31 protein-coding genes and 1 other RNA gene are annotated in these 25,729 nt (G+C 63.7%); 8 read left to right on the top strand and 24 right to left on the bottom strand.

Features of this window, described 5'->3' with window-relative positions; genetic code table 11:
• Nucleotides 1-108: 108 nt before the first annotated feature.
• Nucleotides 109-972, bottom strand: coding sequence for a LysR family transcriptional regulator (locus DTX69_RS14140; RefSeq protein ID WP_119302188.1), 864 nt, complete (start codon nt 970-972; stop codon nt 109-111).
• 98 nt (nt 973-1,070) lie between these two features.
• Between DTX69_RS14140 and DTX69_RS14135 the strand changes: the two genes are divergently transcribed.
• The 3 genes from DTX69_RS14135 to DTX69_RS14125 all read left to right on the top strand — a co-directional run bounded on the left by DTX69_RS14135 (nt 1,071) and on the right by DTX69_RS14125 (nt 3,819).
• The gene (locus DTX69_RS14135; protein ID WP_119302346.1) at nt 1,071-1,913 is read left to right on the top strand and encodes an alpha/beta fold hydrolase; all 843 of its coding nucleotides are present in this window, start codon (nt 1,071-1,073) and stop codon (nt 1,911-1,913) included.
• Nucleotides 1,910-2,980, top strand: a complete 1,071-nt coding sequence (locus DTX69_RS14130; protein ID WP_119302187.1) for a zinc-binding dehydrogenase — start codon at nt 1,910-1,912, stop codon at nt 2,978-2,980. The genes DTX69_RS14135 and DTX69_RS14130 overlap by 4 nt, the downstream gene beginning before the upstream one ends.
• A gap of 443 nt (nt 2,981-3,423) precedes the next feature.
• Nucleotides 3,424-3,819, top strand: a complete 396-nt coding sequence (locus DTX69_RS14125; RefSeq protein ID WP_162917167.1) for a cupin domain-containing protein — start codon at nt 3,424-3,426, stop codon at nt 3,817-3,819.
• Between the two features lie 76 nt (nt 3,820-3,895).
• Here DTX69_RS14125 and ftsH read toward each other — a convergent pair whose 3' ends face one another.
• The 15 genes from ftsH to DTX69_RS14050 form a co-directional block, all read right to left on the bottom strand.
• Nucleotides 3,896-5,806, bottom strand: a complete 1,911-nt coding sequence (gene ftsH / locus DTX69_RS14120; RefSeq protein ID WP_119302185.1) for an ATP-dependent zinc metalloprotease FtsH — start codon at nt 5,804-5,806, stop codon at nt 3,896-3,898.
• Between the two features lie 86 nt (nt 5,807-5,892).
• A complete protein-coding gene (gene tilS, locus DTX69_RS14115) occupies nt 5,893-7,206 on the bottom strand; it encodes a tRNA lysidine(34) synthetase TilS (RefSeq protein ID WP_119302184.1) in 1,314 nt (437 codons plus the stop codon).
• A gap of 25 nt (nt 7,207-7,231) precedes the next feature.
• Nucleotides 7,232-8,287 (bottom strand): tol-pal system protein YbgF, encoded by a 1,056-nt coding sequence (gene ybgF, locus DTX69_RS14110; RefSeq protein WP_162917166.1) that lies wholly within the window; start codon nt 8,285-8,287, stop codon nt 7,232-7,234.
• 228 nt (nt 8,288-8,515) lie between these two features.
• Nucleotides 8,516-9,016: a peptidoglycan-associated lipoprotein Pal gene (gene pal / locus DTX69_RS14105; RefSeq protein WP_119302182.1), complete on the bottom strand. Its 501-nt coding sequence runs from the start codon at nt 9,014-9,016 to the stop codon at nt 8,516-8,518.
• A gap of 338 nt (nt 9,017-9,354) precedes the next feature.
• Entirely contained in the window at nt 9,355-9,855 is a 501-nt protein-coding gene (gene pal, locus DTX69_RS14100; RefSeq protein ID WP_119302181.1) for a peptidoglycan-associated lipoprotein Pal, read from the bottom strand.
• 159 nt (nt 9,856-10,014) lie between these two features.
• Entirely contained in the window at nt 10,015-11,358 is a 1,344-nt protein-coding gene (tolB, locus tag DTX69_RS14095; protein WP_119302180.1) for a Tol-Pal system beta propeller repeat protein TolB, read from the bottom strand.
• 146 nt (nt 11,359-11,504) lie between these two features.
• Complete coding sequence (locus tag DTX69_RS14090; RefSeq protein WP_119302179.1) at nt 11,505-11,804, bottom strand: cell envelope integrity protein TolA; 300 nt, start codon at nt 11,802-11,804, stop codon at nt 11,505-11,507.
• A 122-nt stretch (nt 11,805-11,926) separates the two neighbouring features.
• Nucleotides 11,927-12,919 carry a cell envelope integrity protein TolA gene (locus DTX69_RS14085; protein ID WP_119302178.1) on the bottom strand — a complete coding sequence of 331 codons (993 nt, stop codon included), beginning with the start codon at nt 12,917-12,919 and terminating at the stop codon, nt 11,927-11,929.
• A 21-nt stretch (nt 12,920-12,940) separates the two neighbouring features.
• On the bottom strand, nt 12,941-13,423 hold the full coding sequence (tolR, locus tag DTX69_RS14080; RefSeq protein ID WP_119302177.1) for a protein TolR: 483 nt from the start codon (nt 13,421-13,423) through the stop codon (nt 12,941-12,943).
• 2 nt (nt 13,424-13,425) lie between these two features.
• Nucleotides 13,426-14,163 carry a protein TolQ gene (tolQ, locus tag DTX69_RS14075; protein WP_119302345.1) on the bottom strand — a complete coding sequence of 246 codons (738 nt, stop codon included), beginning with the start codon at nt 14,161-14,163 and terminating at the stop codon, nt 13,426-13,428.
• Nucleotides 14,164-14,235: 72 nt separating this feature from the next.
• On the bottom strand, nt 14,236-14,661 hold the full coding sequence (gene ybgC, locus DTX69_RS14070; protein ID WP_284735764.1) for a tol-pal system-associated acyl-CoA thioesterase: 426 nt from the start codon (nt 14,659-14,661) through the stop codon (nt 14,236-14,238).
• Between the two features lie 16 nt (nt 14,662-14,677).
• Entirely contained in the window at nt 14,678-15,715 is a 1,038-nt protein-coding gene (gene ruvB / locus DTX69_RS14065) for a Holliday junction branch migration DNA helicase RuvB (RefSeq protein WP_119302343.1), read from the bottom strand.
• A gap of 29 nt (nt 15,716-15,744) precedes the next feature.
• On the bottom strand, nt 15,745-16,365 hold the full coding sequence (gene ruvA, locus DTX69_RS14060) for a Holliday junction branch migration protein RuvA (RefSeq protein WP_119302176.1): 621 nt from the start codon (nt 16,363-16,365) through the stop codon (nt 15,745-15,747).
• A complete protein-coding gene (gene ruvC, locus DTX69_RS14055) occupies nt 16,362-16,874 on the bottom strand; it encodes a crossover junction endodeoxyribonuclease RuvC (protein ID WP_119302175.1) in 513 nt (170 codons plus the stop codon). Before ruvC ends, ruvA begins: the two co-directional genes overlap by 4 nt.
• 6 nt (nt 16,875-16,880) lie before the next feature.
• On the bottom strand, nt 16,881-17,630 hold the full coding sequence (locus DTX69_RS14050; protein ID WP_119302174.1) for a YebC/PmpR family DNA-binding transcriptional regulator: 750 nt from the start codon (nt 17,628-17,630) through the stop codon (nt 16,881-16,883).
• Between the two features lie 247 nt (nt 17,631-17,877).
• Between DTX69_RS14050 and DTX69_RS14045 the strand changes: the two genes are divergently transcribed.
• Both DTX69_RS14045 and DTX69_RS14040 read left to right on the top strand, forming a co-directional pair.
• Nucleotides 17,878-18,141: a hypothetical protein gene (locus DTX69_RS14045; RefSeq protein WP_119302173.1), complete on the top strand. Its 264-nt coding sequence runs from the start codon at nt 17,878-17,880 to the stop codon at nt 18,139-18,141.
• A gap of 371 nt (nt 18,142-18,512) precedes the next feature.
• Nucleotides 18,513-19,331: a hypothetical protein gene (locus tag DTX69_RS14040; protein WP_162917165.1), complete on the top strand. Its 819-nt coding sequence runs from the start codon at nt 18,513-18,515 to the stop codon at nt 19,329-19,331.
• A gap of 99 nt (nt 19,332-19,430) precedes the next feature.
• Here DTX69_RS14040 and DTX69_RS14035 read toward each other — a convergent pair whose 3' ends face one another.
• The 3 genes from DTX69_RS14035 to DTX69_RS14025 form a co-directional block, all read right to left on the bottom strand.
• A complete protein-coding gene (locus tag DTX69_RS14035) occupies nt 19,431-19,946 on the bottom strand; it encodes an SRPBCC family protein (RefSeq protein ID WP_119302171.1) in 516 nt (171 codons plus the stop codon).
• A gap of 22 nt (nt 19,947-19,968) precedes the next feature.
• Complete coding sequence (locus DTX69_RS14030) at nt 19,969-20,283, bottom strand: ArsR/SmtB family transcription factor (protein ID WP_119302342.1); 315 nt, start codon at nt 20,281-20,283, stop codon at nt 19,969-19,971.
• A gap of 68 nt (nt 20,284-20,351) precedes the next feature.
• A complete protein-coding gene (locus DTX69_RS14025) occupies nt 20,352-21,053 on the bottom strand; it encodes an ArsR/SmtB family transcription factor (RefSeq protein WP_119302170.1) in 702 nt (233 codons plus the stop codon).
• 195 nt (nt 21,054-21,248) lie between these two features.
• Here DTX69_RS14025 and DTX69_RS14020 point away from each other — a divergent pair, with 195 nt between their 5' ends.
• From DTX69_RS14020 to DTX69_RS14010, 3 genes are all read left to right on the top strand, one after another.
• Entirely contained in the window at nt 21,249-21,665 is a 417-nt protein-coding gene (locus tag DTX69_RS14020; protein ID WP_162917164.1) for a hypothetical protein, read from the top strand.
• Nucleotides 21,666-21,762: 97 nt separating this feature from the next.
• Nucleotides 21,763-22,953, top strand: coding sequence for a cytochrome P450 (locus DTX69_RS14015; RefSeq protein WP_162917163.1), 1,191 nt, complete (start codon nt 21,763-21,765; stop codon nt 22,951-22,953).
• Nucleotides 22,950-23,294: an antibiotic biosynthesis monooxygenase family protein gene (locus tag DTX69_RS14010; RefSeq protein WP_119302167.1), complete on the top strand. Its 345-nt coding sequence runs from the start codon at nt 22,950-22,952 to the stop codon at nt 23,292-23,294. The genes DTX69_RS14015 and DTX69_RS14010 overlap by 4 nt, the downstream gene beginning before the upstream one ends.
• 135 nt (nt 23,295-23,429) lie before the next feature.
• On the opposite strand, the gene DTX69_RS14005 is transcribed toward DTX69_RS14010, so the two are convergent.
• The 5 genes from DTX69_RS14005 to DTX69_RS13985 all read right to left on the bottom strand — a co-directional run bounded on the left by DTX69_RS14005 (nt 23,430) and on the right by DTX69_RS13985 (nt 25,679).
• The gene (locus tag DTX69_RS14005) at nt 23,430-24,248 is read right to left on the bottom strand and encodes a TIGR00282 family metallophosphoesterase (protein ID WP_119302166.1); all 819 of its coding nucleotides are present in this window, start codon (nt 24,246-24,248) and stop codon (nt 23,430-23,432) included.
• Between the two features lie 4 nt (nt 24,249-24,252).
• A complete protein-coding gene (locus tag DTX69_RS14000) occupies nt 24,253-24,885 on the bottom strand; it encodes a 5-formyltetrahydrofolate cyclo-ligase (RefSeq protein WP_119302165.1) in 633 nt (210 codons plus the stop codon).
• A 31-nt stretch (nt 24,886-24,916) separates the two neighbouring features.
• Nucleotides 24,917-25,074, bottom strand: a non-coding RNA gene (ssrS, locus tag DTX69_RS13995) — 6S RNA.
• Between the two features lie 13 nt (nt 25,075-25,087).
• On the bottom strand, nt 25,088-25,417 hold the full coding sequence (locus DTX69_RS13990) for a cell division protein ZapA (protein ID WP_162917162.1): 330 nt from the start codon (nt 25,415-25,417) through the stop codon (nt 25,088-25,090).
• Between the two features lie 19 nt (nt 25,418-25,436).
• Nucleotides 25,437-25,679 carry a hypothetical protein gene (locus DTX69_RS13985; RefSeq protein WP_162917161.1) on the bottom strand — a complete coding sequence of 81 codons (243 nt, stop codon included), beginning with the start codon at nt 25,677-25,679 and terminating at the stop codon, nt 25,437-25,439.
• Nucleotides 25,680-25,729: the final 50 nt, after the last annotated feature.

The raw sequence follows: 25,729 nt of genomic DNA, 5'->3' as shown, positions 1-25,729 counted from the left end.
AAGCCCCGCCAGTTCCAGCGAAGCGGCGGGCGCCTGTTGGATACTTTGCCTCTGCAGCGCGCCTTATCGTTGTATTGGGCCATAGAGCGCCCAGGCGAAGGGCTCGGTCTAGGTTAGATGGGCGAGCAGCGCTGGCTCAGTGATGACCGACCTAAGCGGCCCAGCCAGGCGACGAGGAAGGTCCCCGGAAAATCGCAAGACCTGCGCTACCGCTGGCAGCGGCGCAGTCAGGCTACCGAGCGGCTGGAGATCCGGCACCTCGACGAGCTGCCGTTTCCGGAGCACCCCCACGCCAAGCCCGGCCAACAGCGCCGCTTTGACCGCCGCCGTACTCGGTGCCTGCACCACGATCCGGTTTGATCGCCGCACGTGTTGCAATGCTCTGACCATGAACGGTCGGTAGAAACAATCCGGCCCGAAGGTCACCAGCGGTAACGGGTTGGCTTGACCCAAGTCATCATTGGCGGCGACCCAAACCAGCTTGTCTCTCGTGAGGACGATGTCCGAACTCCTCACTTCATCGGCCCGTAACTGGATGATGGCGGCATCGATCTCTCCGTCGGCCAGCCAGCGCGCAAGGTTTCTACTCTGCTCTATTCTCATACTGAGAACGAGATGCGGGTAGTGCCGCGAGAAGCGCCCAATTACCTTCGCAATGCCATCGACGGCCATGTCTTCCGTGATCCCGACCCGCACTTCACCTGCGAGGTCAGCGGCTTGGAAGCGCGCGACTGCTTCATCATGAGCATCAACGATCCTGACGGCGTGATTGAGAAGCGCTTGACCATCTTCGGTCAAGGCGATCTTCCGCGCGTCAATCACCGTCAATGGTCGACCGACCCGCTCCTCCAGGCGCTTGAGCTTCCAGCTCACTGCAGATTGACTGAGATTCAGGCGCTGTGCTGCGCGCGTCACGCCGCCGGCTTCTACGACCGCTCGAAACGTCCGCAGCGATTCCACATCCAGTCTCATTGGGTCATCATGACAGAACTCGATGCAGCTGTCCAATACATGTCATTTCTGTCATGGCATATCCGATGGCATGCTCCTTCGAAACGTTGGAGGCACGAATGAAGAATGTTTTGAATGACCATGTCGTCGTTGACGGCCATCGGATCGCGACTGGACGCCACGGCCAAGGAACACCCGTGGTCTTGATTCACGGCACGCCAGCCCACGCGGTGATCTGGCGAGCTGTGACGCCTCGCCTTGTTGAAGCGGGCTGTCAAGTCCATCTCTTTGACCTGCTGGGTTACGGAAAGTCGGAGCGCCCCACCGCTTACGGCACGTCCGTGGCTGCGCAGGGGCGCGTGCTCGAGGCGCTGCTCGACCGCTGGGACCTGAAAACCGTGCATCTCGTGGCGCACGATATCGGTGGTGCGGTTGCGCTCCGCTATGCGGTGACGCGCCCTGAACGGCTGTTGAGCCTAACTCTCATTGATACGGTGAGCTACGATTCCTGGCCCTCAGAAACCTGGCGCAAGATCATCTCCGATCATCTCGAGAAATTCGCGGCTGTGCCTGCTGGAGAGATGCGCGAGCTGCTGACACGGCAGCTCAAGATGGCGGTTCATGACGAAAGCCGAATGTCGGGTGAGGTTCTCGAAGCCTATCTGGAGCCAATAACCGGGGCGATTGGCCAACCATCCTTCTTTCTGCATCAAGTCAGCCACTATGACTCGCGCTACACGGAGGAAATTTCAGGCCGTCTTGGTGCCATCAATGTCCCGGTCCAAATTATCTGGGGAATGGAGGATCGCTGGCAACCTGTTTCCTGGGCGCACCGCCTGGCCAAGGATATCCCTGGCGCACGCTTGCATCTGGTACCGGACGCCGGGCACTTCCTTATGGAGGACGCACCCGAAACCGTTGCTGATCTCGTGAACCATTTCGTACGGGAGCCTCGCCGATGACAATCCCGGAGACGATGCTTGCCGTTCGGCAAATCGGAGTTGGCGACCTTGACCAACTCGAACTGGTCCAGGTGCCGGTTCCTCGCCCTGGGCCGAAAGAAGTGCTGGTGCAGGTCGGTGCCTGCGGACTCAATAACTCGGACATCATGCGTCGCATCGGCGGTTACGGCAGCGAAGATGACCCGGCCTCCGCGACAGGCTGGAAGAGGCAGCCTCCAGGATTGCCTCGCATCCAAGGTTCCGATATTGCGGGCACCATCGTCGCGGTCGGCTCGGATGTAGACATCGCCCGTCGCGGCCACCGCGTGCTCGTCAATCCGACGCTCTATAACCTCGGCCCCGAGGATCCCACGGATGTGGACTATCTCGGCTCGGAGCGGGACGGTGGCTACGCCGAATATTGCGTCGTGCCATCCGCAAATGCGCACAGGATCGAGACTGACTTGGCCTTTGAAGACCTGGCGACATTTCCGATCGCCTATTTGACTGCGCTTCATATGCTCAACCGAGCGAGGGTAGCATGCGGGGAAACGGTCGTTGTAACCGGTGCTTCCGGCGGGGTTGGTTCAGCCGTACTGCAATGGGCTGCACTTCGCGATGCACGCACAGTCGCGATCGTTGGCGATGGCAAGGAGAATTCCGCACTTTCACTCGGTGCGGAACATACGGTATCGCGAACTGCTGCGGCGATGAACAAGGCAATTCGCGACGTCCTGCGCGACAGGCCAGTTGATGTCGTGGTCGATGTCGCCGGCGGACCGAACTTCGTGCAGCTGCTCTCGGTGCTGCGCCCTGGCGGTCGCTACGTGACATGCGGGGCTATTGCCGGCCCTGTCGTCACGCTGGACCTTCGGACTTTGTACCTCAAGCATCTCGAGCTCATAGGGTCTTCCTATGGCACTACATCTGAATTCGCGGAACTCGTTGCAGCCATCGAGGCAAAGCAGCTGAAACCGCTTCGGGCGGCGACCTTTCCCCTTTCAAGAGCTAAAGAAGCTCAGGCGGCGTTCCTGCAGAAACGACACTTCGGCAACATCATCCTTGAGTGCCGTCGTTCACAGTCATAGTGGCATTCGCCTCCAGTTTCTGTGGCGGGTTCGACGAATGGCCCGGCCAGTTCTGCGGGGCCTCTGAATGATACCAGTCCGCATACAGCCAGGCGTCGGCTTCGGCGCTGCGGTGGCCAAGGCTGACTCTCTCCTTTCATCTTTCATCGGTGAACCAGTTCACAGTGCTGCACTGAGGCTCGTGGCACAATCGCCACGCGTAGCGGCGGAGATCATTGTCGACACGCTTGCGGAGCGGCTGCGCACCAAAGCACAAGCAATGCCTGCCTGGCGCCTCCGGCCCTTGATCGGCGCATGGACGGGCATGTCAACTTGACCGATAGAGGATGCTCTCATGGCACATGCGCACTTGGTCGACCTGGATGCTGCGGAAACGTTGGACGTGCTTGGCCCGACGCTGACCATGCTGACTCCAGCAGGTGCGCGCGATGACGTGCCCTGTCATGCGAGGCACCATTCCGCCAGGTACGGTGATCCCGTTGCATAGCCATCCCGATCCCGAGACCTATCTGGCGATCGAGGGCAAAATGGAAGCTCTTGTAGAAGAAAGCTCTTGGACGTTTGCTTGGATCCGGATTGCGCCGCAGGACGTCTTGCACGTTCCCGCCGATGCCAAACATGCCTTCTGGAACCGATCGGATCGTCCGGCGGTAGTGATGGTTGTCACGACTCAAAGACTGGGCCATTTCTTCCGCGAGGTCGGAGAACCTGCGAAAGGACGACCTGCCGGTCCACCATCGCAGGACCGAATCCAGCACTTTCTGGCGGCAGCGGTCCGCCATGGCCACTGGAACGCACCTCCGGAAGAGCATGCATGGGCTGCCGACTCCGCCCCGTGAGTAGACCCCAAAAGCGAACCGGCCGGCGCACCAACAGGGCGCGCCGGCCGGAGGACTACCACTTGCGCCTTCTTGCTTAGCGCCCGGCGGGCTTGGGCTCGAACCCGCCCGGTGTCGGCTTCGGCGCCGTACCGGTGGTGGGGATCGAGGAGCGCGGCTTGTGCGGGCCGGAATGATCGCCGCCCTGCCGGATCGGCCGGCCGGCGAGCAGGTCCCTCACCTCGTCCGCGTTCAGCGTCTCGTATTCCAGCAGGCCTTTGGCGAGGGCGTGCAAGTCGTCCAGATGCGCGGTCAGAATTTCGCGCGCCTTCGTCTCGCCCGCCTCGACGATACGCCGCACTTCCTGGTCGATCATCGCAGCGGTCGCGTCGGATACGTTCTTGCGCTGGGCCACCGAGTGGCCGAGGAATACCTCTCCCTCGTTGTCGTTGTAGCGCAGCGGTCCCAGCTTATCGCTCATGCCGTATTCGGTGACCATGGCACGCGCGATGTCGGTGGCCTGCTTGATGTCGTTGGAAGCGCCGGAATTGAGGTGATTATCGCCATAGATCAGCTGCTCGGCGATACGCCCGCCGAAGCACATCGCGATCTTCGCCTCCAGGAACTCCTTGGTGACGCTGAGGCGATCCTTCTCCGGCAGCGCCCAGGTCACGCCCAGCGCGCGGCCGCGCGGGATGATCGTCACTTTGTGCAGCGGGTCGTTGCCCGGCATGTGGATGTTGACGATGGCATGGCCGCCTTCGTGATAGGCGGTCATGGTCTTTTCCTCTTCCGTCATGACCATGGAGCGCCGCTCCGCGCCCATCATCACCTTGTCTTTGGCCTGCTCGAAATCGAACATGGTCACCACGCGCTTACCTGCGCGGGCGGCCAGCAACGCAGCTTCATTCACCAGATTGGCAAGGTCGGCGCCGGAGAAGCCGGGCGTGCCGCGCGCGATCGTGCGCGCATCGACGTCAGGCGCCAGCGGCACCTTGCGCATATGCACCTTCAGGATCTGCTCGCGGCCGCTGATGTCCGGGTTCGGCACTACGATCTGCCGGTCAAAGCGGCCGGGGCGCAGCAGCGCGGGGTCGAGCACGTCGGGCCGGTTGGTCGCCGCGATCAGGATGACGCCCTCGTTCGCTTCGAAGCCGTCCATCTCGACGAGCAACTGGTTCAGCGTCTGCTCGCGCTCGTCATTGCCGCCGCCAAGGCCGGCGCCACGATGGCGGCCGACCGCATCGATTTCGTCGATGAAGATGATGCAGGGTGCGTTCTTCTTGCCCTGCTCGAACATGTCGCGCACACGGCTCGCGCCGACACCGACGAACATCTCGACGAAGTCGGAGCCGGAGATGGTGAAGAACGGCACGTTGGCTTCGCCCGCGATGGCGCGTGCCAGCAGCGTCTTACCGGTGCCCGGAGGGCCGACCAGCAAGCAGCCCTTTGGGATCTTGCCGCCCAGGCGCTGGAATTTCTGCGGGTCCTTGAGGAAGTCGACAATCTCTTCGAGCTCGGTCTTGGCTTCCTCGATGCCGGCGACGTCGTCGAAGGTGACGCGGCCCTGGCGCTCGGTCAGCAGCCGCGCGCGCGACTTGCCGAAGCCCATGGCCTTGCCGCCGTTGGACTGCATCTGGCGCAGCATGAAGATCCAGAACGCGACGATGAGGATGATCGGCGCCCATTGCACGAGCGCGATGAACAGCAGATTCTTCTCTTCCTGCGGGCCGGCCTTGATCGCGACGCCCTTCGCGGTCAGGGTCTCGATCAGCTTCGGGTCGTCCGGCGCATAGGTGGTATAGGTGCCGCTGCCGGTCTGGAGCGTGATCTCCGGACCCTTGATCGTGACGTTGTTGACCTCGCCCGCGTTCACCTTATTCAGGAACTCTGAATAAGGCAGTTCCGACGCGTTGCCGGTATTGGCGCTGCCCTGGAACATCTCGAACAGCACGAACAGCAGCACGATGACCGCCGCCCAAATCCAGAGATTCCTGCCGAAATTCACCGATTGATCCTCGTTAAGCTAAGTAGGCCGGCTGGTTTGGGCGCCTCTCCAAGGGATTTACCCCCCGATTTTGCAATAATTCCAATCTAGCACAGCGTTGATGAATAGATAGTGTGCGGCCGCCCGGCCGCAACTGTAAAGCCGCATGTTGTCACGGTATGCCGGGGCCTCGGCCTCGCCGCAAGCCCTTCTCCTAAATGCAAATGCGGCTGGCAGACCAAGTGTTCCCCTTGCCACAAGGCCGGCAGGGCCAGCCGTGCCGGCAGCGGGATCGGATGGCGCTTCAGGCGGGTTCCAAACCTTTCCACGGCCTGGCGCAGCCCCTGTTCGCCCAGATGCCCAATGGCCCAGCCCAGCCCGGGAGGCAGGCTTCCGGCCACCTCTAGGCCAAACCGCCTATCCCAGCAGCCCACCCAGCCCGCGCTTACAGGCACAGGGCCGCCAATGCCAGCCGCCTCCCGGAAAATGTAGAGGCGCTCCCGCAGGCCCTGCACGAGGCAGCCGCCCAGGGTGACCGTCTTCGGCACCCCTCCAGCCTCCAATGCCACTAAAAGATCTTCAAGATCAGGGGTGTAATTCGCGCCGCTCACAGCCAGGATCATTTGCCACAATGCTGTTTCCCGAACATCCGGCGTCGCGTCCAGCAGCGGCCGGAGGCCGATCGATACGTAACCGACCTCCTTTACCTCTCCTGCTTCCGCCAGCAGTCGCGCTGCGGCACGCTCCAGCCGATCGCGCGTTTTGCCGGACTGCCGCGCTTCTTCCAGCAAGGCTGCTGCCTCGTCCGAAGCCAGCCTCTGCCGCACACGGACGCGCTCGAACTTCGTCAGCGCGTTGCTGGGATCCTCGATCCAGCCCTGCCCTTTCGCGCGCAGCCAGTCCCGGATCGCCGCGCGCGAGACCGGGAGCAGCGGTCGCAGCAGACGCACGCCGTTCTCAGGCCGCACCGCTGCCATGCCGGCGAGGCCCCGGCGCCCGCTGCCGTGGTTGCGGCGCATCGCCACGGTCTCGGCCTGATCCTCTGCCGTGTGGGCGATCGCCAGATGCAGCGCACCGCCGGCGCGGCACCAATCCGTCAGCAGTCCGTGGCGCGCGGCCCGCGCCGCGGCCTGAAGCCCATGCGCCGGCTTGTCGCCCTCCCACCGCAAGACGTGCGCCGAGCAGTTTGGAACTGCGGCAAAGATCTCCGCGACGCGCGCGCACTCGCCGGCGGATTCCGGCCGCAGCCCGTGATCGACGCTGAGCACAGCGAGCCGCCCGCCGCGCTCCTTCACCCAGTCCGCCAGCAGCAGGCCAAGACCGAGGGAGTCGGATCCACCCGACACCGCGACAGCGATGGTTGGTGCGCGCTCGAACGGACCGAGCGGGGCCATCAAGCTTGCGATGTCGATATCGGGCATCGACGCGGCGCCTCGGCCGCGCGCCTCAGCTGCAGCTATAGTTCTTCTTCGCGCGGGTGGCGCGGTCCTTCACGTTCGCCGATGCGTCGGGATAGCGCTTCTCGAGCTGCCGCAGCGCGACGCAGGCATTCTCCTTCTGCCCCTGCTGGCCAAGCGCCATGGCGAGCTTCAGCAGGTTGTCCGGCGCCTTCTGGCTGTCGGGATACTTCTGATAGCCCTCGGCGAAAGCGATTGCGGCATTCTTGAAGTCGTTGCGCACGTAATAGGTCTCGCCCAGCCAATATTGCGCATTGCCCGTGAGCGGATCCTTGGGATGCTGCTCGACGAAGGCCTTGAGTGCGGTCTCCGCTTGGTCGTAGGCCCCGCGCTGGATCAGGTTGGTGGCATACTCGTACTGCTCGCGCGGTGTAGCGCCAGGCAGCGCGCCAGCGCCTGCCTGACCCGACTGCATCGCGGTCTGCTCCCCTGCCCTTTGTGCCGCGGCTTCGGCGGCACCTGCAGGCGCTTGCGGCAGGTTCGCTGCCTGCGAGGAGGAGAGCGTACCCAGCACACCAGGCTGCCCCGCCGGCGCTGGGGGAGATTGCGGCCGGTCGACCGTGACATGGGTGTTGGGCGGGATCGGCTCGGCCGTCACCGCGCCACCCTGCCCGGCATCTGCGCCCGGCGTCGCCGCGCCCGTGGTGGTGCCCATCGCGCCACCGCCGCCTTCCAGAATGCCAAGCCGGTATTCGGTATCCTTCTGCATGCGTTCGAGTTGCGCGGCGACTTCGTTCAGTTTCAGCTCCACGCGCTCGATGTGGCCGGTGAGGCCCGTCAGCTGACGCTGGAATTCCTGTGCCTGCACCTGCTGCTGCGCGGCAAGGTTGCCGCCGCCGCCACTTGATGTGCCGGCGCTGACTCCAGGAATCTGGTTCTGCAGGTAGAGCACCTGCTGCTTCAGCTGCTGCACCTCGCGCCGCAGATCATCGACTTCGTCGGCATGGGCAGCGCCTGCGATTCCGATTGCCAGAACGAGCGCAAGGCTTCCGGCGACTAGCCGGCCGCCCCGGTTCAACAGCCCCCGTGTGGCATGACCCACCATTTCATCATCCTCGTGTGCTGGGCTCCGCCCCGGCGGAGCCTTGGACATAGCCGGATCGTCGGCCGTCAATGAGGCGAAAACATGGCTCAAGGTCCGGCGATTCCGCCACAAAATAGTGAGCGGAAGATGCCAGAGGGGTGCCCTGGCTTCAAGCCGGGTCAGATTTCAGATGTCGGAGATCAGATGTCAGAAGGAGGGTCCTCCTGACATCTGCCATCTGACCCCTGGCTACTGATTAACGACCGTCACGCCGCGCCGGTTCTGGGCCCAGCAGGGGTCGGCGGCTTCGGCGCATTCCGGGCGCTCCTTGCCGAAGGAAATCACCGAGATCCGCTCAGCCGGGATGCCAAGCGCGATGAGGTAGTTTCGCACCGTGTCGGCGCGGCGCTCGCCAAGCGCCAGGTTGTATTCACGAGTGCCGCGCTCGTCAGCATGGCCCTGGATCGTGACGGCAACCTGCGGGTGCTGCTGCAACAGTGTTGCCTGTTGCTGCAGCGTTGCCTCCGCTTGCGGCGCGAGGTCGTACCGGTCGAGCGAGAAATGCACGCGATCGCCGACCCTGATCAGCTGTTTAGAGAGGTCGGATGGTACGGGATCACTGGTCGCAGTGCCGGGGCCGTTGGCATTTGCCAAGTCCGTATCTGCACTCTCAGTACCCTGGTTGCCCGTTTTGCTCTGACACCCAGCCAGCAAGGCAAGCGACAACAGGGCCGCCGACGCGATGGTCATGCGGCCGGACGCGGAATGAAGGTGCGACATGTCTTTTCCCCAAGTTGCGTTGAACGGTCCGCCCGGCGCACAGGAAGGACGGGTTAGCGCCGGGAGAGACGGACGGGGAAGCCTCGCTCATACGTGTGGCTGCTTGGCGGCGCTGGCGTGGCCGCCTCACGGAGATTTGATGGCAATCCAGAGGTCAGGTATCAGAGGTGAGAGGTCAGAAGATAACGGACCACCGAAACAAAAGCCCCTCCTCCGGGTAGCGCCAGAGGAGGGGCTCGGCTCGCTAGAGCTGGGTCTAAAGTCGCTAGAAGCCGTCTGACCTCTGACTTCTGACCTCTGATCCCTGATTACCGATTGACCGTGGTCACGCCGCGGCGGTTCTGCGCCCAGCAGCTCTCGTTGGACTCGGTGCACTCCGGACGCTCCTTGCCGTAGGAGATCACGGAGATGCGGCCGGCATCAACGCCGAGAGCGGTCAGGTAGTTGGCCACCGCGTTCGCGCGGCGCTCGCCGAGCGCGAGGTTGTACTCGCGGGTGCCGCGCTCGTCGGCATGACCTTCGATGGTGACGGTCACGGCCGGATACTGCGCAAGCCAAGCGGCCTGCCTCTGGAGCTGCGATTGGGCTTCACCGGTCAGATCGTAGCGATCGAAACCGAAGAACACGCGATCGCCGACATTTTGCTGGAAGTCCTCTGCCGAACCCGGCGTCACGGCGCCCTGAGTAATACCGCCGGTATCGGTCGTCCCGCCACCCGCACTGGCACCACCGGTCGTGGCGGCTTCATCAGAGGCGCAAGCTGCAAGCAGCAGCGCTGCAGCCATCGCCGAGATCATCTTAAGACGCATTTTGTCCTCTCATCCTCTTTGTTTGTCTCAAACCGTGCGCAGCCCCCAGCCCCGCTACCAAGGTACTAAGGACGCCGGCTTGTTCGGAAATTCCGCAACTGATGGTTTGGCTCGTCGCCGGGCCCTCAGAACCCCCGGAATCGCGCGGAACATAGAGCATTATTGCTTACTCAGCAAGGGAGACCAAGCCGGATCAGAGCCATCCATGGGGGTCTTCAGGACCCTCTCATTGTGCCCTGTGAGATCGATGGAATGGAGCTGTGTACGGCCTCTCTGGTCCTGGGTATAGAAGGCGATGACCCGCCCGTTCGGGGCCCAGGTCGGCCCCTCCACCAGCCAGCCTTGGGACAACATGCGCTCGCCTGACCCGTCCGGGCGCATAACCCCGATATAGAAGCTGCCCTGGTAGATTCGGGTGAAGGCGATGAGATCGCCGCGCGGAGACCAGACGGGCGTGGCATAGCGCCCCGGGCCCTTACTGATGCGGGCCACGCCCGAACCATCGGCGTTCATGACGTAGAGTTGCTGCTCCCCGCCCCGATCCGAGTTAAAGACGATGCGCGTTCCATCCGGGGAGTAGGACGGCGAGGTATCGATGGCGGGATGGTCCGTCAGGCGCTTGGACCGCCGGGTGCGAACGTCCATCACGTAGATGTCGGTGTTGCCGCTTTGCGCCAAGCTCATGATGACGCTGTTCCCGTCCGGCGAGTAGCGCGGTGCGAAGGTCATACCCGGGAAGTCCCCCAGCACCTCCTGCTGCCCCGTGCTGATGCTAAAGAGGTAAACGCGCGGTTTGTTCCCGTAATAGGACATGTATGTGATGTCCTGGGCCGCGGGCGAGAACCGGGGGGTCAGCACCAGGTCCGCGCCGTTAGTGAGAAACTGATGGTTCTCCCCATCCTGGTCCATGATCGCCAGGCGCTTTTGCCGGTTATCCTTCGGGCCGGATTCGGCGATGTAGACGATGCGCGTGTCGAAATAGCCCTCCTCGCCCGTGATCCGCTTGTAGATGTCGTCGGCGACGATATGGGCGGCGCGGCGCCAGATGTCCTGGGTGAAATTGTAGGACTGGGCGAACATCTCCGAGCCGCCGAACACGTCCCACAATCGGAACTCGACGCTGTATTTGCCGCCGGCTCCCGCCTTGATCGAGCCGGCCACCAGTGCCTGGGCGTTGATCAGGCGCCAATCCTGGAATCGCGGCAGCGTGTCGGACGTGACGTCCCGCTGGATGAAGGCGCGCTCGTCGATCGGCGCGAACAGGCCGGACCGCTCGAGATCGGCGGCGATCACGCGCGCGATCTGGGCACCCAGCTGGTCGTCCGCCGGGTTGGCCCCGCCGAAGGTCGGAACCGCGATCGGCATCGGCTCGACCACGCCCTTGGTGATGTCGATGACCGGCTCGGATCGTGCGGGCAGCGAACCCATCCCCACGCTCGCGCCCAGGATCGTGACCGCCAGGACTGCGGTTACAGCACTCCGTACCGTCCAAATCATCATCATGCCTCAGTTCTTGGATTTCGTTCTTAGAACTCGCCGAATCGGAGATTTATACTGGTCCCCTGCAGCCTTGCCTACCGGACCTGTGGCAGGAATGAACAAAGCTCAGACAGGTTCCTGCCGCAAGATCATGGCAATTATTGGGCTAGCTACTGCACCACCTCGCCCGGATGGAACGTCAAGATCATGGACTCGTAGGTTTTGCCAGGCACCAGCTTCAGCGGACTGGAGATCATCACAGCGCGGATCGCGCTTTCGGCCGCCTTACGAAAATCAGGGGTGCTGGGTTGGCTATTCAGAAGTTCGGTTCTAGTGACGGTTCCATCCGGCAGCAGTTCAATACGCAGCTTGATGACCATGTTTTCGAGATTAGGCGAACCGGCGAGGCTACCTAGATTCCGGTTTCGCTCGACCTGATTGCGAATGCCCTTCTCTTCGGATTCGCTCATCGGAATCTCGGAAACGAGTTCCTGCCTCGCACCATCGGTGGACGCTGTCCCTGAGGTTTCGCAGCTGGTCAAAGCGGCGCAACACAGTACGCACAGCACAAACTCCCTCGTTTGTCTCACGGCTACTGCACCACCTGGGCCGGATCGAAGCGGAGGAGCATAGTGCTGTACGTCTTGCCGGGCGGTAGCTTCAACGGGCTCGACAGCATCACGGCGCGAACTGCCCCCTCTGATGCCTGCCTGAACAAAGGACTAGTGCCGGAATTGACGACCTGCGCGCGCGTGACGGTGCCATCTGGCTGGAGCGTAATGCGAACTTCGATGATCATGCTTAGATCTGACGCGCCCGCCAAGCTACCCAGGTTCCAGTTGCGCTCGATCTGCCCTTTGATCATGCCCTCCTCCGATGCGGTGAGCGGGATTTCGGAGACATTCTCGGTCTGCGGGCCCGTGCTCGGCTCGACCGGCTTGGCTTCGGCCTTCTTCGCAGGCTTCTTCTCAGGCTCCGGCGCCGGCTTCTGCTGAAGCACGTTGGCGAGCAGCGTGTCGAGGGCCTTGTCGTCCTTCTTCTGCTGCTTCTTGAACTCCTCTTCCTTCTTCTTCCGCTCCGCTTCTTTCTTCTTCTTTTCCTCTTCGGTTTTCTTCTTCTTCTCCTCTTCCGCCTTCTTCTTCAGTTCCTCTTCCTTCTTTTTCTCAGCCTCCGGATCGGGGATCGGTTCGACGACCTCTTCCTCCTCGGGCGGCGGCGGTGGTGGCGGCGCGGCGGCGGCCGGCGGGTTGGGCGGTGGCGGCGGTGTCTCCTCTTTCGACGCTTGCTTCTGCACCTCGGGCTGCGGTTCGGGCTGCTTGTTGGGCTTGCCTTCCTTTTGCACTTTGGGCGCAGCGGTGATGTCGGAGAGCTGCGCAAGCTCGATGCCGATCGCCTCCGGCAGCGGCTCGGGGTGCCAGAAGATCGGCAGGCCGAAAATCACGAAACCCACCAGGGCCGCATGCAGCGCGACGCTCAGCAGGACGCCGGCGCCGAGGGATGCGCCCGTGCTTCCGTTACCGGAGCTCCCGTTGGCGAATGGTGGCTCGCCCTGCTTCGAGCCGACATGTTGCGAATAAGGGGTCACGCTCTCTTCGCTCGCACTCTCTCACTGCGCCTGCTGTTCGGTTTCGCCCGCAGGGGCCGGAGCGTTCGCTGGCGCTGCCGAGTCCGAAATCAGCGCCAGGTGCCGGAAGCCGGCCGAGACCAGCTGGCCCAGCACTTCGGCGATCTTGCCGTAATTCACCGCCTGGTCTCCGCGGATGAAAATCTTCACCTCCGGATTGTTATTCGAGATTGCGGCGACTCTTGGGCCAAGTTGCTCGGCGCTAAGCTCTGATTCCTGAAGGAAAATCTTGCCTTCCTTGTTGATGGTGACCACCAGCGGCTCGTCCGGATCCTGGATCGCCTCGGCCTTGGTCTTCGGCAAATCGATCGGGACGCCGACCGTCAGCAGCGGTGCCGTGATCATGAAAATGACCAGCAGTACCAGCATGACGTCCACCATCGGCGTCACGTTGATGTCCGAAATCGGATGCGTTCTGCGGCGGTGGATGCCGCGTTGCGGTCGCGCGCCGAGCCGGATCGCCATAGTCAGTGCTTCTCCTCAAGCTGCCGCGACAGGATGGCGCCGAACTCGCCCGCGAACGCCTCCAGCCGGTTGCTGTAGCGTGTGATGTCGCTGTTCAGCTTGTTGAAGGCGAGCACCGCGGGAATGGCCGCGACGAGGCCGAGCGCGGTCGCGAACAGGGCCTCGGCGATGCCGGGCGCCACGACGGCAAGCGACGTATTCTTCGAGCCCGCGATCGCAGCGAACGAGTTCATGATGCCCCAGACCGTGCCGAACAGTCCGACGAACGGCGCTGCGGAGCCGACCGAAGCCAGGAACGTCATGTAGCGCTCGAGCTGATCCATCTCGCGCCCCAACGCAATGTTCATCACGCGCTCGATGCGGTCGCGCAGGCTCTCGCGCAGCGCCTCGTTGCCGAGCAGTCCCCTGGCGGCGGAGCGGCGCCATTCGCGCATCGCCGCCACGAAGATCGATGCCATCGGATCGGTCGGCCGGTTGGAGATGCGGTCGAACAATTCCTCCAGCGAGCCGCCGGACCAAAACGCATCCTCGAACTGCTTGGCCTGGGTGCGCAGGCTGCGCAGGCGGATCAGCTTGTGGATGATGATCGCCCAGCTCCAGATCGAAGCCAGCAGCAGCAGGATCATCACCGCCTTCACAATCCAGTCGGCCTGCATGAACAGGCCATAGACCGAAAGGTCGTGGGCGGCGACACCGATGCCGGGGCCGGTCGTGGCGGCCGCGCCCTGCAGTTGCTCCATCGCCTGGCCGGGATCGACCGGCGCGACCGGCAGTGCCTGGGGTGCTTGTTGCTCCATCTCTCTACACCTGTGTCATTCGGATTGGTTGGCGCGCGGAATTGCACCGCGCACGTAATCGGGGATGCGGGCGGGCCGGCCATCGTTGCCGATGCACACCACCAGCACCTTCAGTTCCGCCAGAACGTCGCCATCGCGCAGCACGCGCTGCCGGAGCTCGACGGAGGCACCGCCGAGCTTCATTGCTACCGTCTCGACGGTCAGGAGATCATCGAGCTTGGCGGGCTTGAGATAATCGATCTCGCAGCGACGCACGACCAGCACATGGCCGTCGCGCTTCATCATCTCCGCATGGGAGATGCCGAGGTCGCGCAGCATGTCGGTGCGCGCCCGTTCCGCGAACTTCAGATAATTGGCGTAATAGACGATGCCCGCCGCATCGGTATCCTCGAAATAGACGCGGATCGTCTGCCGGTGGGTCGCCATCGGCGCCTGCGGCATCGCCATTCTCCCTATGTCATTCATCAGCGCCCTCGTTGGCCTGCGTCGCCAACAGGTCGAGCTGCGCCTGGTTGCGCGGTGGTGTCAGGCCGAGATGGCGATAACCGGTGAGGGTCAGCATGCGGCCGCGTGGGCTGCGCTGCAGCAGGCCCTGCTGGATGAGATAAGGCTCGATCGCATCCTCGATGGTATCGCGCTGCTCGGAGAGGGCGGCCGCCAGCGTCTCGACGCCGACCGGCCCGCCGCCATAGTGATCTGCGATCAGGCGCAGATAACGGCGATCCATCGCATCGAGCCCGATGTCGTCGACGTCCAGGCGCTTCAACATCGCGTCCGCCGCCCCGCTGTCCACGACCTTCGTCTTCGCGACACTGGCGAAATCGCGCACGCGGCGCAGCAGGCGTCCGGCCACGCGCGGCGTCCCGCGCGAGCGGCGCGCGATCTCCATCGCGCCGCTATCGTCGAGATTGAGACCCACGACGCGCGCACCGCGCCGCACGATGAGATCGAGCTCATTCGGCTCATAGAAATTGAGGCGCAGTGGAATCCCGAAGCGCTCGCGCAACGGTGTGGTGATGAGGCCGAGCCGCGTGGTAGCACCGACGAGCGTGAACTTGGGCAGGTCGATGCGCACTGAGCGCGCGGCTGGCCCTTCGCCGATGATAAGATCCAGCTGGAAATCCTCCATCGCGGGATAGAGCACTTCCTCGACCGCCGGGCTCAAGCGATGGATCTCGTCGATGAAGAGGACATCGCGCGGCTGCAGGTTGGTAAGCAGCGCGGCGAGATCCCCTGCCCGCGTGATGACGGGACCGGAGGTTGCGCGGAACCCGACGCCAAGCTCGCGCGCCACGATCTGTGCCAGCGTCGTCTTGCCGAGGCCGGGCGGGCCGTAGAACAGCACGTGGTCCATCGCTTCGTCGCGGCCGCGCGCAGCTTCGATGAAAACGGCGAGGTTCTCGCGCAGCTTCTGCTGGCCGATGAAATCGGTGAGCACCAGCGGACGCAGCGACTGCTCGTTCGCGTCGTCGGGCTGCCGCACCGCGTCGGTGATGCGCTGTGCCGGATCGAACGGCTGCTGGTTCACTGGCTGAGCTCCTTAAGCCCGGCGCGGATCAGCGCATCGAGGCTTGCCTTCTCGCCCAGATCGCGCGCTGCTTTCGCAACGGCGCCATAGGCCTCTGCCCGGCGGTAACCGAGATTGACCAGGGCGGAGATCGCATCCTCCGCCGGTCCGCCCGATGCCTTGCCGCTGCCGTTCACCGCAACAGCGGGCGTGACGGCGCCGGCGCCGAGGGCGATGTCGCCGGCCTTGTCCTTGAGTTCCGAGACGATGCGCTGCGCCAGCTTCGGGCCGACGCCGGGCGCGCGGGTGATGATCGCCTTGTCCTGTGCCGCAATCGCCAGGGAGAGATCGTCCGGCGCCAGCACGCTAAGGATCGCCAGCGCCACCTTCGCACCAACGCCTTGCACCGTCGTCAGCAAGCGGAACCAATCGCGCTCGGTCGCGTCCCAGAAGCCGTAGAGGTTGATCGCATCCTCGCGCACATGCGTCTCGATCAGCAAGCTGACCGGCGCGCCGTTCGGCCCAAGCTTCGACAAGGTGCGGCTGGCGGCATGCACGACGTAGCCGACGCCGTTGACGTCGATCAAAGCCGCGTCGCTCGAAATCGAATCCAACGTGCCGGTCAGCTTTCCGATCACCGCAATACCTCGCGGAAGTCCCTGGCGCCCCACTTGGCGAGCGACGCGCGGTGATGCGCATGGCAGATCGCCACTGCGAGCGCGTCGGCAGCATCGGCCGTCTCCGTACTGGCCGCGGGCAGCAGCACACGCACCATCATCTGCACCTGTTCCTTCGCCGCGTGGCCGGCGCCGACCACCGACTTCTTGATGAGGTTCGCCGGATATTCCGCCACCTTGAGCCCGAACAGGGCCGGCGTCAGCAGCACCACGCCGCGCGCCAAACCCAGCTTCAAAGTCGAAGTCGGGTTCTTGTTGACGAAGGTCTCCTCCACCGCGGCCTCGGCCGGCTGATAGTGATCGATCACCTCGCGCAAGCCGTCGTGGATCTCCACCAGCCGTTCGGCCAGCGCGCGGGTTCTGCTCGAATGGATCGTGCCCGCCGCGACGAAGCTGAGGCGCGAACCCTCCGCTTCGATCACACCCCATCCGGTATGTTGCAGTCCGGGATCGAGGCCCAGCAGTCTCATCGAGGATCACGCCGTCAATTTGGCGAGCGTGTCGTCGGACATCTCGAAGTTCGCGCTGACGACCTGGACGTCATCATTGTCTTCCAGGACATCGATCAGCTTCAGCAGCGAACCCGCCGCATCGCCCTCTACTGGCACTATGTTCAGCGGCCGCCATTGCAGCTTCGCTTCGCGCGCCGGGCCGAACTTGTCCTCCAGCGCGTCGCGCACGCCCGCGAAATCTTCCGGCGCGGTCGTGATCTCATGGCCATTGGCGTCGCTCTCGACATTGTCCGCGCCGGCTTCAAGCGCGGCCTCGAACATGGCTTCCGCGCTCGCGGCCTTTGCCGGGTAGAGAATCACGCCCTTGCGCTCGAACATGAAGGACACGGAATTGGTCTCGCCTAGATTCCCGCCATGCTTGGTCAAGGCGGTGCGGATCTCGCCGGCGGTCCGGTTGCGATTGTCGGTCAGCGCTTCGATGATGAGCGCGACCCCGCCCGGGCCATAACCTTCGTAGCGCACTTCCTCAAAGGCCGTGTCGTCGCCGCCGCCTGCGCCGCGCTTGATAGCGCGCTCCATCGTATCCTTGGGCATGTTGGCTTCGCGTGCGGCGATCACGGCCGCTCGCAGGCGCGGATTGGCGGCCGGATCGGCCAAGCCGGTCTTGGCCGCGACCGTCAGCTCGCGGATGATTTTGGTGAAGATCTTGGCGCGCTTCGCGTCCTGCGCGCCCTTGCGATACATGATGTTCTTGAACTGCGAATGACCGGCCATGACCCAGACTCCGGGACCCAAACCTTTGAGAACGTTGCGGGAAAACCTACCATATTTAGCGGGTCCGGCCAGGACCAGTTGACCAAGTTAGGCCGCGAATATGGCAGGAATTGGGCGCCCATATAGCACAAATCCTAGGCCCGCCAAGCACTTGCCAGTGTCATACAGCGACCGGGTTAACCATTCGTTTACGGCTCCCGGCGCAAGCTAGCACGGTGCTAACAGGCTAGAGCGTTGGGGAACTGTCATGTCCGAGGCATTGAAGTTAGAGCGTAACCGGGACGTCGCCGAGTTGCAGGCCGAGGTGGCCCGCATGGCCGACATGGTCTGCGAGGCGACGCGTCAGGCGGCGCTGGAGGGCATCGGCTCTGCCCTAGCGGTTGCGGCCGACCGGACGATGGAGACCCCCGACCGGGTCCGCGACATCGCCAACCACGTCTTGGCCCGCGCTAGCATCATGCAGGGCGAGATCGACCGCTTCATGAAGGTCGCCCGCGGCCAGCGCCACTAGTTTCGCATCTCCAGCCTCCTCGCTGGCCCGCCCCGGTTGGGGCGGGCTTTTTGTTTGCGCGAATGCACCTTCGGTTGCAAAATCAGCGATTTCCACGCGCACGACTTGCATTGGTAACCACCACAGCTGTATTATGGCTTCCAACACATCCAACCGTGACGTGTTGACCTCCGTGGGACTTTCCGGCATCTGGCGGGTATCAGCCGAGGCGGGATGAGGCACCACCGCTCCCGCCGGTTGGCATCTACACCAACCCGCTCGGCGGAACACCCACCATTCTGCTGTCCGACTACCGCTACGACTTGGTTGGCTTCGTGCTGTCCGCCGGCTCATTCATCGAGCTGTTCCGAGTCCATGATGAAAACCGCTTCATGCGGTCGGCGCCGGCCATCCTCCCCGACCGGCACACGATCATCGGCACTCAGGATGTCAAGCGGGACAGCACTTATGGACCCCAGGGTACCGGCAGGGGCGGTGTGGTGTTTTCCGGTCCCAACATGAACAAGCTGGCGCCGGTCACCGGCCTGCAAGCGATCTCACACACGCCGACGCGGCTGGCCGACGGGCGGACAGTATTGCTCCAGAGTATGACGAAGCCCGAGATGGTCGTGCTCGATGGCCGCAACGTCGTCAAGAATCTCTCTCTGTTCGACCGTTCGTACACGTCCGTGTCGGCGTCACGAACGCACATCTTTGTTTGGACCGCATCTGCGTTCCAGACCTTCGACCCGGCCACGCTCTCGGAGGTTTCGCGCGTGCTCTGGACCGGCGGCGGCGTATCGCAGCCCGCGATCGGCCCGAAGGGCCATGTCTATGCAATTGCGGGCAACACTCTGCACGTGTTTCCGCCACCCACAAGGCAACTGCCGCCCGATCGTGTGACCCCACAGCCTGGCATGACGGTGGTGAGCACGGATTCCGGCACAACGACCCAGGACTCCAAGCCCTACAAGCCGCCGTTGACCATGAGCGGCAACCGCCTGTTCGCGTGCGAGAAGCTGAACGGCGACGATTGCGGCAAGCTCGACTACCAGACCATCGCCGACGCCTTCTGCGAAAAGGAAGGCTTCCACGGCGCGGGCCACGTCAAGGTCGACAGCAAGAACGTAAAGGCCGAGACCCTCGACGGGAAATTCTGCAGCAAGAAGAAGTGCAAGGTATTCGAGCAGATCATCTGCGCGAACAATTAAGCGCGGGACGAAGGGCCGAGACATCGGCTCTGCCCATGGGCAAGTGCAAGGTGTTCGATTCCACAGCCTGTTAGATGTGACTTTTTGGCGCGCGAGGGGCTAGGCCTTCCTGGTCCTTGCTGCTACCTCTGCCTGAGCGGCCGCCGCGGCTTCCGCGGATGTGCCGGTCAGCGGCTTGCCGGTCTCGAGCATGGTCTTGAGGCTTGCCAGAATGGCCGGCCAGCCGGAGCGCACGCCTTCGAGAATCTTGCTGCCGGGCGCGAAGTCGTCGTGGATCAAGGTGAGCTTGACCTCCTTGCCGGTCGGCTCGATCTCGAACGTCACGCGCGATGGGTGCTCGTCGCGCAGTTCCTCTGCGAACTCGACATGCCAGGTATAGGAGAGGCGCCGCGGCGGATCGCTCTCCAGCACGATGCCGCGATCGCTGACCGCCTCGCCGCCGTCCGCCTCGTACCAGAACGTCACCGGCGATCCGACCTTCCAATCGGACGCGACGCGCCGGCCATACCAGTATTGCCGCGTCAACGTGCTGTCGGTCAGCGCCTTCCACAGCTTTTCCGGCGTCGTCGCGATGTAGGTCACATAGACAAAGCTCGGCTTCTCATGCTTGGCCATCGCTGTCTCCGCTTGGCGAGAGTCAATCGTCGCCCTGTTCCAGTGCCTTCTTGAGATCGCTCAACGCCCGCAGGCGATTGCGCTCGAATTTTCCGATCCAGCGCTCGTAGATCCCTTGGATCGGCACCGGGTTGAGGTAATGCAGTTTCTCGCGGCCCCTTTTTCGGGTGGCGATCAGGTTGGCCGCCTCCAGCAGGGCCAGATGCTTGGCGACCGCTTGCCGCGTCATATCGAGCCCGGACCCAAGCTCGCTCAAGGTCTGGCCATTCCTCGCCCGCAATCGGTCGAGCAACTTGCGCCGCGACGGATCCGCCAGCGCCTTGAACACCAGGTCCATGCCCATGCGCCAGCATAATAGGCAACCATATAGTTGCTTGTCAAGGATGCAGCGCTGTGCGCGAGGCCTTAGGCGTCAAACGCGTTCGGGAAGTGCTCCGCGAGCTTGCGCCACCCCGCTTCCGTCACGGTCACGGCGCGGCTGTTGCGCTTGCGGGCGATCCAGCCGAGGTCGACCAGGCGCTCGGCCAAGGCTGCGCCGAGCGCGCCGCCCAGGTGATCGCGGCGTTCGCTCCAATCGAGGCACGAGGTCGCGAACTTGCGGCGCAACGCGCGGGCGGCTTCCACATCGATGCCGAGCGCGGCGAACCAGGCGCCGCCGCGCCTGGTGAGGACGAAAGCATCCGTCTCCTGGCGCAGGACGCCCTGTTTCACCAGCGCTTCAGTGATGCCGATGCCGAGTTCTCCCGCCAGATGGTCGTAGCACATGCGACCGCGGCGCAACGGCTCCTCGATGCGCGGCTCGACCGATCGGCCATTACGGGCTGGCGCCAACACCATGAGCAATTCCATCAGCTCCGCGACCTGAGCGGAGGCCAGCTTGAAATATTTGTGCCGCCCCTGCGCCTTCATGGAAACCAGCCCGCCTTCCTGCAGGCGACGCAGATGCTGCGTGGCGGTCGCAGGCTCCACGCGCGCGCCGTAGGCGAGTTCCTTCGCGGTCAGCGCGCGGCCTTCCATCAGCAGCTGCAGCATGCGGATGCGCGTCGCGTCGCCGATGATCTTCGCGAAGCTCTCGAGGCCCGCTTCGCCGGATTCCAGTTTTGTCATGACCAGAGCCTAGAAACTCATCCTGTCAGGAACAAGAGATCATAGTTCGCTCCGCGCCAAACTATGGCAGGAGATCGAACCGTATCAAGTGAGGCATGCGCCGAGCGCAGGGCATGCTGGAAACTCGTTTCCAGGCCGGAACTCTTTCCGCGGCCCCGGCGTTTTTATCCGGGAGCAAATGTCGTGGAGGTGCCGATGCGGAGCATCCCTGCAAAGACTTGTGGCGTGATTGTGGCGCCAGCTTTCTTTTACATCATGGGCTTGGGCGCTGCTGTTGCGGACCCGCCCGTGCAACTGACCCAGCGACCGGGTGAAACCGCACCGCCCGCTGTGGGAACCGGAGAGGCCCGAAGCTGCCTGCCGCACGACAGCGCAGATGACAAGCTGCGCGCGGAGTTCGGCGAGAAGGTGCTGGGCCGCGGCGTCTCCAGCGACGGCACATTGGTGGAGATCTTCCTCTCGCCCACCGGCACTTTCACGGTGATCAAGACGACGCCGAAGGGAATGAGCTGCGTGGTGGATTTCGGAGAAGGCTGGCAGACTTTGAACCAGCTGGAATCGGTCGGGCTCTCGCCCAATGATCTGAAGGAGCTGAAGATCGCTCCTCACTGAGTCTCTGCAATAGTTTTGCCGGGACCAAACTGTCCTTCCGTGACCGCGCGCCAGGATGCGGCGACAATGCGTCGTGCCATCACCGACGAGCCGCATCATGTTCACGCCATCCGAGTCACCCCAGTTTCCCGAGAGCGTCCTGACTGCCGCCGCGCATCCGGACCCATATCCGTACTACGCGGCGCTGCTGGCCTATCGTCCGATCTATCGCGAGCATAGGCTCAATCTGTGGGTCGCGCTCGGCGCCCAGGCGGTTTCGGAAGTCCTGTCGAGCGCGCTGTGCCGCGTGCGGCCGGTGGCAGAGCCGGTGCCGGCCGCTATCGCGGGCGCGCCGGCCGGCAATGTCTTCAAGCGCCTGGTGCGGATGAACGACGGGCCTTTCCATGCCAAGGCGAAGCCGGCGGTCAGCGCCTGCCTTGCTGGATTCGACCTGGCGCATCTGACTGCCGTCGCGCGCCGCGAGGCCGCTGCGCTGGCGCGCGATCTGATCAGTGCGGAGCGAAATAGCCTCGACCGGTTCAACTTCACTCTGCCGGTGCAGGTGATCGCGCAGATGACCGGGCTGCCGCCCGACATCGCGGCCCGCTGCGCAACGCTGACCGGCGATTTCGTGCGCTGCCTCTCGCCACTCAGCAGCCCCGCCGAGATCGAGCGCAGCAACGAGGCGGCAGCCGCGTTACTGCAGGTGCTGCGGGACGAGCTGCGACGGCCGCAGCACGGCGGCCTCGCGATGCATGCCGAACGGCTGCAAAGCTTGGGCATCGATGACCTGGACGCTGTTCTCGCCAATCTCATCGGCTTCATGTCCCAGACCTACGAGGCGACCGCCGGCCTGATCGGCAATACGTTGCTGGCCCTGGCACGCGATGCCGCGCTGTGTCCCCGCGCGGCCGGGGATGACGCGCTGCTGCGTCGCATGATCGAGGAGGTCGCGCGCTACGATCCGCCGATCCACAACACGCGTCGTTTCGTTGCGCAGGACGGTATGGTTGCGGGCGAAGCGATGAGGGCGGGCGATCAGATCCTGGTGGTGCTCGCCGCCGCCAACCGCGATCCGACGCATTGCGCCCGCGCCCACGTATTCGATCCCGACAGGCCCGACCGCAGCAGCTTCACCTTCGGCGCCGGGCCACATGCCTGCACCGGACAGACGATCGCCATCGGCATAACGGCAGCCGGCATTCAGGCGCTGCTGACCCATGGCCTGGATGTCGCTTCCCTCGCCAGTCCGGTAGAATATCGCCGATCCGTCAACAGCCGCATTCCCCTGTTCGGAGGCGCCGCATGATCGCCGTCATTTTCGAGGTCTGGCCGCAAGCCGATCATCGCAACGATTATTTCGACATTGCCGCCGAACTGGGCCCGCATCTGCAGGAGATCGACGGCTTCATCTCGGTCGAGCGGTTCGAGAGCCTGACAGAGAAGGGCAAGATCCTCTCCCTCTCCTTCTGGCGCGACGAAGCGGCGGTGGCGCACTGGCGCAACCTCGAACAGCACCGCGCCGCCCAGGCCAAGGGCCGCGGCGGGATTTTCGCCAACTACCGCCTGCGCGTCGCGAGCGTGCTGCGCGACTATGGCATGGAGAGCAGAGCGGAGGCACCCAAGGATTCGCGCGTGAAGCATGGATGAGTGAAGCACACCCTTTCCGTCATTGCCGGACAGCCGCGAAGCGGATGATCCGGCAATCCAAGTTCATCGCCGCAGAGAAATTTGGATCACCGGTTCTCGTCGCTACGCTCCTCGCCTGGTGATGACGGGTGGTGGTCAGCTGGTAACGACGCTTGTTTGACTCAACTTCCCTCCCAGCCGCACCGGCTGCACGCTCTTCGCCAGCCCCGTGCCGTCGTCCGTCTCCACCAGCACCGCGCACAGGGTGCCCGGCCCATTCGCGGCGGACAAACGCTCGGTCGGCATCTTGCGGGTGAAGCGGGCGATCGGCATCGCTTTGTCCATGCCGATAACCGAATCGTAGTCGCCGCACATGCCGGCATCAGTTTGGTAGGCCGTGCCCTTGGGCAGGATCATGTGGTCGGCGGTCGGGACATGCGTATGCGTGCCGACGCAGAGCGATACGCGGCCATCGACCACGTGGCCCATGGCCATCTTCTCGCTGGTCGCTTCGCCGTGGAAGTCGAGGATGATGGCATCGCAATTGCCACCCAGGCGATGGCCGTTCAAGAGCTGCTCGATCTGTTGGAACGGATCGTCCAGCGGGTCCATGAAAAGCCTGCCCATGAGATTGATGACACCGACCTTCTTGCCCTTGGGCGTGGGGAAGATGCCGGCACCCTTGCCAGGCGTGCCGGCGGGGAAATTGAACGGCCTGAGCAGGCGCGGATCGTTGCCGATGAAGCCGACCGTCTCCTTCTGGTCCCAGACGTGATTGCCGGTGGTGATGCAATCGACGCCGGCCGCGTAGAGATCGTCGCAGATCTTCTTGGTGATGCCGAAGCCGCCGGCCGCGTTCTCGCCATTCGCGACGACGAAGTCGATCGCGTGGTCGCGCCTGATGCCCGGCAAGCGCTCGATGACGACGTCGCGCCCCGCCCTGCCCACAATGTCGCCGCAGAAAAGCAGTCGCATGGCGCTAGTACACCCGGTTCATGGCGGCGATCATCTCTGCAGGAATGCTCGCGAAATGATGCGCGGCCCTTTCTGTTACGATCCAGTCCAACGGCTGATCGTATTCATCGCGCGGCACCCGCACGACGTGCTGCGCGGAAAAGGCGACGCCAACGGCCAGCGGATCGGCCGCGCTGCCCGTCCGCAGCTTGTCGAGCGTACGGTCATAGAAGCCCCCGCCATAGCCGAGGCGGTAGCCTTCTCCGTCGAATGCCAGCAGGGGCACGATCAGCACCCCCGGTTCCACCTCCGGTGCACTCGGCGGCGGAACTTCCGTGCCGAACCCGCCGCCCACCAGCGCCATGCCCGGATGCCATTGGCGGAAGATCAGCGGCTCGCCTTTCTTCACCACAACCGGCAAGCCGATCAAATGCCCCGAAGCATGCAGTTGCGCCAGCAGCGGCTTCACGTCGATCTCCTCGGCCATCGGCCAGAAGCCGGAGACCACCGCCCCAGTCGGCACGTCGATCGACGTCTTGAAATGCTGCATCAGAGCGAGGCCGGCCTGGGGATGCGCGACGTGCGCCTGCTTCCTGCGTGCCGCTGCCTCGCGCCGGAGGTTGGCCTTCAGCGCTTGGGTCTCCGCGGCATCGATCAATCGAGAAAGTCCTGACAGTCCGGGTTGGGTGGGCGGTGCCACATGGGCCGATGGCACGCATGATCCTCTAAGGCCTGCACTCAGCAGGTGGGTGCCGTGTGCCGAGACCACGATCTCGGTAGGGACAGCTCCCTAGAGGTGACGTATGGCCCCAGGGATACTTGGTCCTGTCGCACCCGGCAGCAATCCGCCCGGGGTTTATTTAGGCGGCTTCCAGCCGGGCGGCAATAGCCTCGATCCGGCCGGCCAGACGCTCCAGCGTGCTGGCCAGGTTGATCTCGCGGTGCTGGGCGGCGTCCCTGAGCTGCTCGCGGGCAGTGTTCAGCTCCTTCTCCCGCTGCTCCAGCTCGTCTGCTAGCAGGAGGGCGGTCACCGCGAACAGGAAATTCTCCTGGGCATTTCCAAGCGAGCGGGAAATACCCTCCATCCGGTCGCGCAGCCGCTCCGCGACTTCCTGTACCCGCGCCTCTTCGCCGGGGCCGCAGGCGATGTCGTAATTTCGGCCGTTCAGCAGGATGGTGACAGTCGGCATGGATTCCACCTCGAATGGCTTAGCTCTGGCCGACGGCTTCGACCTGGGCCACATCGCCCAACCGATCGATCACGTCGTCCAGCTGATCGGCAACGATGCGCGCCTCGGTCTGCAGCAGGTCATAGGTCTGGCGCAAGATGGCGAGTTCGTGCTCCAGCAGCTCCTTGTCCTTGGCGCCGCGCGCCGCGCTTTCGGCCACTGCCGCATCGAGCCGCGCCATGGCGGCGTCCAGGCGGTTGATTGCGAGATCGAGCTGGCTCATCGTGCCGGCCTCTTTCATGTCCCTGTGTGAAATGCCGGTTAGCCAGACTC

This window comes from Dongia deserti, assembly GCF_003574735.1.
Lineage (GTDB): Bacteria > Pseudomonadota > Alphaproteobacteria > Dongiales > Dongiaceae > Dongia_A > Dongia_A deserti.
This window is presented reverse-complemented; position numbering and strand designations above follow the sequence as displayed.

What these genes read in the sequence shown, in the direction of transcription:
- DTX69_RS14010 (WP_119302167.1), top strand. Translation starts at nt 22,950, where the DNA reads ATGATCGCCGTCATTTTCGAGGTCTGGCCGCAAGCCGATCATCGCAAC.
- DTX69_RS14035 (WP_119302171.1), bottom strand. Translation starts at nt 19,946, where the DNA reads ATGGCCAAGCATGAGAAGCCGAGCTTTGTCTATGTGACCTACATCGCG.
- DTX69_RS14025 (WP_119302170.1), bottom strand. Translation starts at nt 21,053, where the DNA reads ATGACAAAACTGGAATCCGGCGAAGCGGGCCTCGAGAGCTTCGCGAAG.
- DTX69_RS13990 (WP_162917162.1), bottom strand. Translation starts at nt 25,417, where the DNA reads ATGCCGACTGTCACCATCCTGCTGAACGGCCGAAATTACGACATCGCC.
- DTX69_RS14125 (WP_162917167.1), top strand. Translation starts at nt 3,424, where the DNA reads ATGCGAGGCACCATTCCGCCAGGTACGGTGATCCCGTTGCATAGCCAT.
- tilS (WP_119302184.1), bottom strand. Translation starts at nt 7,206, where the DNA reads ATGCCCGATATCGACATCGCAAGCTTGATGGCCCCGCTCGGTCCGTTC.
- DTX69_RS14030 (WP_119302342.1), bottom strand. Translation starts at nt 20,283, where the DNA reads ATGGACCTGGTGTTCAAGGCGCTGGCGGATCCGTCGCGGCGCAAGTTG.
- DTX69_RS14140 (WP_119302188.1), bottom strand. Translation starts at nt 972, where the DNA reads ATGAGACTGGATGTGGAATCGCTGCGGACGTTTCGAGCGGTCGTAGAA.
- ybgF (WP_162917166.1), bottom strand. Translation starts at nt 8,287, where the DNA reads ATGGTGGGTCATGCCACACGGGGGCTGTTGAACCGGGGCGGCCGGCTA.
- DTX69_RS14090 (WP_119302179.1), bottom strand. Translation starts at nt 11,804, where the DNA reads ATGAGCGAATCCGAAGAGAAGGGCATTCGCAATCAGGTCGAGCGAAAC.
- pal (WP_119302181.1), bottom strand. Translation starts at nt 9,855, where the DNA reads ATGCGTCTTAAGATGATCTCGGCGATGGCTGCAGCGCTGCTGCTTGCA.
- DTX69_RS14130 (WP_119302187.1), top strand. Translation starts at nt 1,910, where the DNA reads ATGACAATCCCGGAGACGATGCTTGCCGTTCGGCAAATCGGAGTTGGC.
- DTX69_RS14015 (WP_162917163.1), top strand. Translation starts at nt 21,763, where the DNA reads ATGTTCACGCCATCCGAGTCACCCCAGTTTCCCGAGAGCGTCCTGACT.
- tolR (WP_119302177.1), bottom strand. Translation starts at nt 13,423, where the DNA reads ATGGCGATCCGGCTCGGCGCGCGACCGCAACGCGGCATCCACCGCCGC.
- DTX69_RS13985 (WP_162917161.1), bottom strand. Translation starts at nt 25,679, where the DNA reads ATGAGCCAGCTCGATCTCGCAATCAACCGCCTGGACGCCGCCATGGCG.
- ruvC (WP_119302175.1), bottom strand. Translation starts at nt 16,874, where the DNA reads ATGAGACTGCTGGGCCTCGATCCCGGACTGCAACATACCGGATGGGGT.
- pal (WP_119302182.1), bottom strand. Translation starts at nt 9,016, where the DNA reads ATGACCATCGCGTCGGCGGCCCTGTTGTCGCTTGCCTTGCTGGCTGGG.
- tolQ (WP_119302345.1), bottom strand. Translation starts at nt 14,163, where the DNA reads ATGGAGCAACTGCAGGGCGCGGCCGCCACGACCGGCCCCGGCATCGGT.
- DTX69_RS14020 (WP_162917164.1), top strand. Translation starts at nt 21,249, where the DNA reads ATGCGGAGCATCCCTGCAAAGACTTGTGGCGTGATTGTGGCGCCAGCT.
- tolB (WP_119302180.1), bottom strand. Translation starts at nt 11,358, where the DNA reads ATGATGATGATTTGGACGGTACGGAGTGCTGTAACCGCAGTCCTGGCG.
- ybgC (WP_284735764.1), bottom strand. Translation starts at nt 14,661, where the DNA reads ATGCCGCAGGCGCCGATGGCGACCCACCGGCAGACGATCCGCGTCTAT.
- DTX69_RS14045 (WP_119302173.1), top strand. Translation starts at nt 17,878, where the DNA reads ATGTCCGAGGCATTGAAGTTAGAGCGTAACCGGGACGTCGCCGAGTTG.
- DTX69_RS14040 (WP_162917165.1), top strand. Translation starts at nt 18,513, where the DNA reads ATGCGGTCGGCGCCGGCCATCCTCCCCGACCGGCACACGATCATCGGC.
- DTX69_RS14050 (WP_119302174.1), bottom strand. Translation starts at nt 17,630, where the DNA reads ATGGCCGGTCATTCGCAGTTCAAGAACATCATGTATCGCAAGGGCGCG.
- DTX69_RS14135 (WP_119302346.1), top strand. Translation starts at nt 1,071, where the DNA reads ATGAAGAATGTTTTGAATGACCATGTCGTCGTTGACGGCCATCGGATC.
- DTX69_RS14005 (WP_119302166.1), bottom strand. Translation starts at nt 24,248, where the DNA reads ATGCGACTGCTTTTCTGCGGCGACATTGTGGGCAGGGCGGGGCGCGAC.